Origin of the sequence: Siphonobacter sp. (assembly GCF_048595215.1) — a bacterium.
Taxonomy (GTDB): domain Bacteria; phylum Bacteroidota; class Bacteroidia; order Cytophagales; family Spirosomataceae; genus Siphonobacter.
Genome location: NZ_JBMDWJ010000373.1, coordinates 1 through 8,172, shown reverse-complemented (window position 1 = coordinate 8,172; position 8,172 = coordinate 1). Strand labels below are relative to the sequence as shown.

Genomic DNA, 8,172 nt, shown 5'->3' with positions numbered 1-8,172 from the left:
TAGGTTATCAATGAAGTTATTCTTAAAATTATAAGTATGATTTCGAATACGTATCGAACCACTAAAGCGTTTATTAATGTTGTTTTATTTGAATTTGATACTTATTAACGATCGCATAGATCATATAACGTACGACTGTCAAAGGGATGAAGTTCGCATGAGATTCGACTTGCGAAAGTTGTTGGTAACGCTTCGTTAAACACTAATAACAATGAAAGCTTATTTATAAAGACGTTTTATTGCATTTATATCTCCTTCGCTGAGCAAGCCATTATTCTCAATTTTATTATTATTATTCAAAGGCCTTATGGTTATTCTTCCATTTTTAGATCTTGCATATTTACTATAATGCATCCTCGATTTAAAATCATAAGGTCCTGTTGTATCACCTACTAAAAGATTAAACCATTTATGATTTTTCGCTGCTATATTTTCATAAAGTATTTTAATATATTTATCTCTATCTTTCCTAGTATGCTCATGGTATAATCCTAATGCATGACCTATTTCGTGGATAGCTACAGCTTTTCCGGTTTTACTACCTAAGTACAAAAATTGCTTACCGCCTATTCTACCTACGCTAGAAGACCCAATGTAAGAAGAAGATCCTTTGACAAACTCAACATAATCCTTATGATTAAGGTCGCGTTCTACAAAATCAATATCTGTCACATTTTCCCAGTGCTTTATTGCATAATTAATATTATCCTTAATATTTTCAGGTAAACCTGGTGATAAAACGTACGGTAAAGTTCTATTAAGCCATATTCTTCCTAACCTTATGTTACCAAAAAATTTATTAGTATTGTGATGATGATCAGTAATTATCATATCTCCATCAACAATATCTAAACTATCATAAGTTTTATATTCAACTTCAACAGTATCTATATTATTAAAGACAACAACTACTGATCCTACACCAGTTGAATCTTCATTATCACCATAATAAGATTGCTTTAAGTCAGCATCTTTAAGTTCATCATCATTACAACTTAAAAACAATATGCTCATAAACGTTGTCAATAAACATAAATGTAATCTCATAATTGTTTTATAATTATAGCTGTGATTAACTTATTAACAAATATTGTTTCGCACTACTTTTATTTAAAATATATTCATTATTCTTATGTATTAATAACTCATTTATAAAAGTTCTACTTATTCATACTATAACGAATGACAATAATTATCTATAATTGATGCAAGTTATTTATTTTTATTCTATTTTGGATTACCCATTTATGGTTATAAAATTTTCATAAAACATAAATAAAGCCCCAGCTTCAAAAGAGCCAGGGCCATAAAACAAATCAATTAAAAACCTTCTACTTCACCTCTCCCAACAACACCTCAACCGCCTTTTCCAGCTGCTGATCTTTGCCGGTGCTTACCTGCTCGTAGTCGTTCCAGACTTTGATGTCGGGTTCGGTTTGCCAGTTTTCGAGGTATTTGCCGTTCATGGCTTTTACGCCCAGCGGCGGTACACCCCAGCGAACGCTGTTGTCCTGCAGGGATTCCCAACCCGCGAAGGTACAGGTGCCCGGTACGGGCTGACCGACCAGTTTGCCCAGCTTCATTTCCTGCACGGTAAAGGCGTAGCAGTGACCGTCGGAATAATTTGCCTCGTTGGCCAGTGAAATGCTGGGCTTCGTCCAGCGGAAGTTGGGTTCGTAGCCGTTACTGCGGGTATCCGTGGTATAGTCCAGGAACTTCTTGCCCGAAAGGAACATCGCCAGATCGGCCACGAGATCGCCTCCGCCGTTGAAGCGGGTATCAATGACAATCCCTTTTTTATCGGCGAATTTACCCATCACTTCTTCGTAAGTCATGCGGTACGCTCCGTCGTTCATGCCCGGAATGTGTACGTAACCGAGTTGACCCTTGCTCAGGCGTTCCACTTCGTCCTGATTACGTTTCACCCAGCGACGGTATAGCAGCGTACTCTCCTCGCCCAGCGATACGGGCTTCACAATGATTTCGCGACGTTCTTTGCCGTCTACCACCGTCAGCAAGGTATTCTTACCCGCCTTGCGGTTCAGGTACTGGGCCAGATCGCGGGCGGGCGTAATCGTTTCGCCGTCAATGGCCTCGATGATCATGCCGGGCTTTACGTTCAGATTCGCCTTCGACAGGGGACCGTTGGCCAGTACCTCTTCCACCTTGATGCCGTTTCCGCTAAAGTTCGGATCGTAGAAAATACCCAGCGATGCCGTCTGATCGGCGTTAGCGTTGAAGCTTCCGTACGAAGAACCACTATGCGACACGTTCAGCTCACCCAGCAATTCGCTTAGCATTTCCGAAAATTCGTAGTTGTTGCTGATGTGCGGCAGATACTTTTCGTAATCGGGTTTGTAGCTGTCCCAGTTGATGCCGTGGTAACCGCCCGTATAGAAGGTCTCCTTGGTTCGACGCCATACGTGCTCGAACATAAACTGCCGCTCGGCCAGTGTATTCAGCATCATTTCACCGCTGACGTTGATGCCTTCCTGTTTCGAGGTAGCCGGATCAATTTTCACAATGCGACCGTCCGTATTCAGGAAAATGTTCTTCTGGTCTTTGTCCCATACCATTGAGCCCCCGCCGGAGTTCAGCGGAATCAGCATTTTGGTTTCTTTGGTACGCAGATTCGTTGACCACAGGTTATAGCCTTTCTCAAAACGGGCGAGGTAATACAGCGTTTCACCGTCTTTACTGATCAGTGCATCGGCCAGCGAAGCCGAATGGATGGTCAGTTTCGCCTTGCGATCCGCCAGTCCTTCCCACTCGATCAGGATATTTTTAACGCTGTCTTTCTTGGCAACTTTAGCGTCCTTCTTCTTGGTGGTATCGGCTTTCGCGTTTTTCTCGTCGATGTCCTTCGCCAGAGCCGCCTCTTCCTTACTCAGTTTAAACTTGTCAAAGGCTTCCTGCGTAAAGAACATCGCGTATACGTCCGACGTACCGCCGCCGCTCATGGCCGCCGCCCGCAGACCGTCGCGGTTGCTGAACCAGAGCATGGCCTTACCGCCCATGACCCACTTGGCCCGGAAATCCTGGAAGCCACTTTCGGTCAGGTTGCGTACTTTCCCCTTGCCGCTGGCCTCTACGATACCGATTTCTCCGGCGGCGATGCCCGGCATGCTGTAATCAAACAAGAACCATTTACTGTCGGGACTCCACTGGAAGTACTGGTCATTATCCCGCATCGAGAACAACTCCTTATCGGTCAGAATACTACGGGTCTGCTTGGAGGCGATGTTGTATACCTTCAGCGTCATCCGGTTTTCGATAAAGGCGATTTCCTTGCCGTCGGGCGAATACTCCGGCTCGTAGTTTTCCTTGCTGTTGTCGATGATCGGTGTTTCCTTGATCAGCGTGGAAGCATAGAAATAGGGTTCTTCCTTGCGGGTAATCCGGGTTTCGTAGATCTTCCAGGTATTACCGCGTTCGGACGCGTACAGCAGGGCTTTGCCATCGGGCGAGAAGCTGACGTCGGTTTCCTGCTCGGGGGTGTTGGTAATGCGTTTGGTAATACCACCTTCAAGGGAGCTGACGAATACTTCCCCCCGGAACAAGAAAGCAACTTCTTTGCCATTGGGTGATACGGCCATACCGCGAACACCACCGCTGACGGGCAGTACTTTTTCATTGTTGCTACGGGCATCGGCGGCGATGCTGATACTCAGCTTTTGCGGTTTGCCGCTGGGCTGCATCGTATACAGATCACCGTCGTAGCTAAAACAGAGCGTACCGTTCTGAGCCTGACTCAAAAAACGTACGGGGTGTTTTTTGAAGGACGTCAGGGCCTGCGGCTGCGTCGGATTATCCAGCGAAAGTTTGTAGACGTTGAAGGAGCCGTTGCCTTCGCTCAGGTACACCAGACTTTTATCGTTATCGGCGAAAATCGGATTCCGATCCTCCCCGGCAAAGGTGGTGAGTTTGGTATGCTTCTTGGCTTTGGCATCATACACCCAGATGTCCCGCGTAATGGAGGAAACGTGGTGCTTCCGCCAGGCGTTTTCGCCGCCTTTTTTATCGTGGTATACCAGCTTGTTGCCGTCTTTACTGAATTTCACGTCCTCAGCGGGCGTCGTAAAAAGCTGCTCGACGCGGCCCCCCTGTAGGGAGACTTTGTACAATTCCGGTTGTGATCCCGTCGGGAACTGTCGGTTGCTGGCCACGTCCATGCGGGCAGAACCAAACACGACCTGCTTCCCATCGGGCGTAAACTCGTAAGGGTACTCGGCCGCCGAGTGATACGTCAGGCGTTTGGCCTCCCCGCCGTCGACAGCAATGGTAAAGACATCGAAGTTTCCGTAACGATCCGACGCAAAGGCGATGGTTTTGCTATCGCGGGACCATACGGGCATGAAGTCATGGGCTTCGTGGAACGTCAGCGGTGTGGCGACACCACCCGTAGCGGCCACTTTCCAGAGATCACCTTTGTAGGTGAATACTATTGTTTTTCCATCGGGCGAAAGGGCCGGATATCGCAGCCAGGAAGGCGTTTGCTGGGCCTGCGAAACCAGTGGCCAACTGGCCAGCAGTAAGGCGGTAATAATCTTTTTCACGGGAGAATGTTAGTTTGAGACAAACAGGCAAGATAAGGGTTTTCTTGGTTTGTTTTTAGGGAATTTGAGTGGATGTAAGGAGTAGTAGGTGTTTTTCTATACTGTTTATTTTATAGAGTCAAAAACTAGGCTTCTCTTGGGGGCTTGATTTGGTTCATACAATCAGTATTTCGTCCCGCAACCATGGCTGGTTTTTTAGTCCATATGCATTCCATGCCGGGCATCGCATGCGGGGCATCCCATGCCGGCACGCCCACCGCTGACTTCCTCTTGCTAGGGCCACCGCATTGCCGAGGAAGTAGGCGGCTTGAGCCCAGCATGGAATGCGATAGGACGGGGTCCGGGTTTATGTCGTCCATGAAGGTATTCGATTGTATTTTAAACACTACTAACAAAAAACCATCAACCAACAATTACTCTTAGAAGATGAAAACTTCTCCCGCCGGTGAGCAACGGAACGACCTACGATAGCCGCAACGCGGTGGCCTAGCGTAGGCTATCGTTAGTCGTGGAGAGGCTCATCGGCTACTAGCCAGCCAGTAAGAAGGACCGCACTACGTCTAGGTGTATAACGCACTTATTTCAAACCCATTCACAAACCCCTTAAAATCTCCCTACAGCAATCCCAAATCCGTCACCAACCCATCCAGACTTTTGAGGTTGTTTTTCTGTACATACTCGGCTAATCCCTCTTCTCCTTTTTTTTCAGCCCATTGAAAATGGATGTCGCGTTCGCCGGCGTAGTCGTACAGAGGTACGCCAAAACCGCAGGAAGTTTGTACCAGATCGATGTCAGCGACGATCAGCTGACGCGTACTGGGATAAATCGTAAACTGCGGAGCAAGGCTTTCCCACTCCTCAGTGCCGGGCAATACGGCGTGACCTTTGCCGTAAAGTTTGAGGATCAGCGGGGAGCCTTCAAACGAGCAGAACATGAAGGTAATACGTCCGTTTTCCAGCGTATGGGCGGAGGTTTCGTTGCCGCTACTGATCAAATCCATATAAGCCACCTGGTTTTCGGATAGTACGCGGAAACAATCCAGTCCTTTCGGTGAAAGATTAACCCGTCCATCACCGCTCAAAGGTGCGGTGGCTACGAAGAATATATGTTGCTTTTTGATAAATGCCTGCTGTGCGTCAGGGATCACGGAATAGAATTTGCCCATTGCCTTGAATAAGAAAAGCCCAAAATGATAGGTGGCAAAAGTAGTATTCTTTTGCCACCTATTGCTTTTCAATCTACTTGTGCCTTACTTTTCCCGAACCAGCCTTTGACTTTATCCATGAAATTAGACTCCTTTTTCTTGGGTTCCTCGCCAATCAGGAATCCGTACGGTTTCAACTGCTCAATATGATCGCAAATAATCTTGACAATGCCCAGTAGCGGCAGGGCCAGAATCATGCCCGGTATACCCCATACGGTTTCGCCCACGACAATAATAAAGATGGTAAATAGCGGATTGATATTTACGCCACTGCCCACGATGAGCGGTTCAAGCAAATAGGTCTGGATGAATTGGACCAGGGCGTAGACGATGACAATCCCGATAATTGCGTTGCTATCCCCACTCTGAGCTAGCGTAATGAGAATGGTTAAACCCGTCCCCATCAGGTTTCCGATAAAAGGAATAATTTCGAGCAAGCCGCAAAGAATGGCCAGAAAGATCGCGTGTTTGACGCCCACGATGCTAAAACCGATTCCGTACAGCACCCACAGCATGACGATCATACTGGCCAGTCCCATGAGGTACTTCTGACCAACTTCGCTGGTTTTGGAAATAATGGTACGGGCTTCGAACTGATCGTCGGTGGGCGTTAGTTTGAGGATGAATGTTTTGATATGGCCCCGAAAGAGTAGCAATAAAAACAGATACACCAGCATCAGCACGGTATCCACGGCCATTCCCATAACTCCATTTAGCACGCCCGTCACCACGGAAGAAAGCTGTCCGGAACTGGAAGACTGCTGTTCTTTCACCATCTGCTCCTGCTTCTTGGCATCAATCCCCAGTGTCTGACTAATGTACTGTTTGGCCTTACTGACCATATCCGTGATTTTCTGATCAATACCGCTCATATCTTCGATCAGATCAGACAGTTGCCACTGAATTAGAAAGACCAACCCGGCGATCACCAGCAGAAAAATGAAAATACAAAGCAGGGCGGCGGGTCCACGACTGATTCCTTTGCGTTCGAAGCGGGTACTCAGTGGCAGAAACAGCATAGCCAGTAATCCGGCGATCACCAGCGGCACCAGTACGGGTTTAGCCAGAAATAAAGCTCCAAACAGGAGAAACAGAAAAATCAGAAAGCGGGTGGGCTTTACAAGTGCTTGCATCGGACTATACGGTTGAAGGTAAAGAAACAGTTTGCTACAAAACAGTGCCAGGGTTTCATTCCAGCCGGATAATCACACTCGTATGTTTATCCAGATCCACGTTTTCTTTCAACGCATACGCTCCAGTATGAACGTAAACGAATACGCCGCTGTACAAAGCTGGTTTACATGGTTACAGGTCAATCCTATAGCGAAAGGATCGAATCCGTACCCTGTGGTTGCGTTTCTACGTCAAGACCGAATCTAGTGATTCAGGTTGTTACTTCACTAAAGGTACTGTAGATCCTTGAGTGTGAGGGCATGTTTGTGCGAATGGAAAAGCATACTGTTTATACAGACTCGTTCTCATGGCTTCTAAACAAAAGCCGGAAGCAGCTCAGGGCTGCTTCCGGCTTTTACTAGCACTTCACTGGTTCTACATCGAAAGTTGTTCGAACTCCTCGTCGGATAGTTCAATATGGGCCGCCTTCAGGTTTTCCTGTAAGTGCTCGATGGAACTGGTACCAGGAATGAGCAGAATATTCGGTGAACGTTTCAGCAACCAGGCCAGGGCAATCTGGGCCGTGGTAGCCTGATGAGCTTCGGCAATCTGCTGAATTTTATCCTTCAATTTATCCGGACCCGAGGCCAGCGGAAACCAGGGAATGAAGGCCATACCCCGTTCCACGGTGTAGTCGAGTACGGATTCCCACTGCCGGTTACCGAGGTTATACAGGTTCTGCACGGACACGATCGGTACTACTTTTTCAGCCTGTTCAATTTGTTTGACGTCTACTTCGCTCAGGCCCACGTACTTGATTTTACCGGCTTTGACGGCTTCGGCTACCGGAGCCAGCGTTTCTTCGACGGGAATTTTAGGGTCAAAGCGGTGCAACTGCCAGAGATCGATGGTATCTACGTTGAGCCGTTGTAAACTTCCTTCGATATTTTCCTGAATAAATTTAGGGTCGCCGTTGGGCACCCATTTGTTCGGACCTGGGCGGTTAAAGCCCCCTTTAGTAGCGACTACTACGCCCGGAGCATAGGGGTGCAATGCCTCTGCAATCAGCGTTTCATTGTATTGAGGACCGTAGGCTTCGGCGGTATCAATGAAGTTGACACCCCCAGCCACGGCGGCCTGAAGTACCTTTTTTGCATTTTCGCGGTCGGCTACTTCGCCAAACACACCAAAGCCGGTGAGTTGCATGGCTCCGTATCCCAGACGGTTGATCGTCAGATCTCCGCCCAAATCATAAGTCAGGGAATTCGTTTTTGTTGACATGGTCATTCATTGGTTTC

Annotated in this window: 5 protein-coding genes; all 5 read right to left on the bottom strand. The window is 47.3% G+C overall.

Features of this window, described 5'->3' with window-relative positions:
- Positions 1 to 219: 219 nt before the first annotated feature.
- On the bottom strand, positions 220 to 1,014 hold the full coding sequence (locus ACOJTG_RS22965) for a M12 family metallopeptidase (protein WP_420155944.1): 795 nt from the start codon (positions 1,012 to 1,014) through the stop codon (positions 220 to 222).
- 317 nt (positions 1,015 to 1,331) lie between these two features.
- A complete protein-coding gene (locus tag ACOJTG_RS22960) occupies positions 1,332 to 4,556 on the bottom strand; it encodes a S41 family peptidase (RefSeq protein WP_420155943.1) in 3,225 nt (1,074 codons plus the stop codon).
- Positions 4,557 to 5,170: 614 nt separating this feature from the next.
- Complete coding sequence (locus ACOJTG_RS22955; protein WP_420155942.1) at positions 5,171 to 5,704, bottom strand: pyridoxamine 5'-phosphate oxidase family protein; 534 nt, start codon at positions 5,702 to 5,704, stop codon at positions 5,171 to 5,173.
- 86 nt (positions 5,705 to 5,790) lie between these two features.
- The gene (locus tag ACOJTG_RS22950) at positions 5,791 to 6,894 is read right to left on the bottom strand and encodes an AI-2E family transporter (RefSeq protein WP_420155941.1); all 1,104 of its coding nucleotides are present in this window, start codon (positions 6,892 to 6,894) and stop codon (positions 5,791 to 5,793) included.
- Between the two features lie 415 nt (positions 6,895 to 7,309).
- Positions 7,310 to 8,155 carry an aldo/keto reductase gene (locus ACOJTG_RS22945; RefSeq protein ID WP_420155940.1) on the bottom strand — a complete coding sequence of 282 codons (846 nt, stop codon included), beginning with the start codon at positions 8,153 to 8,155 and terminating at the stop codon, positions 7,310 to 7,312.
- Positions 8,156 to 8,172: the final 17 nt, after the last annotated feature.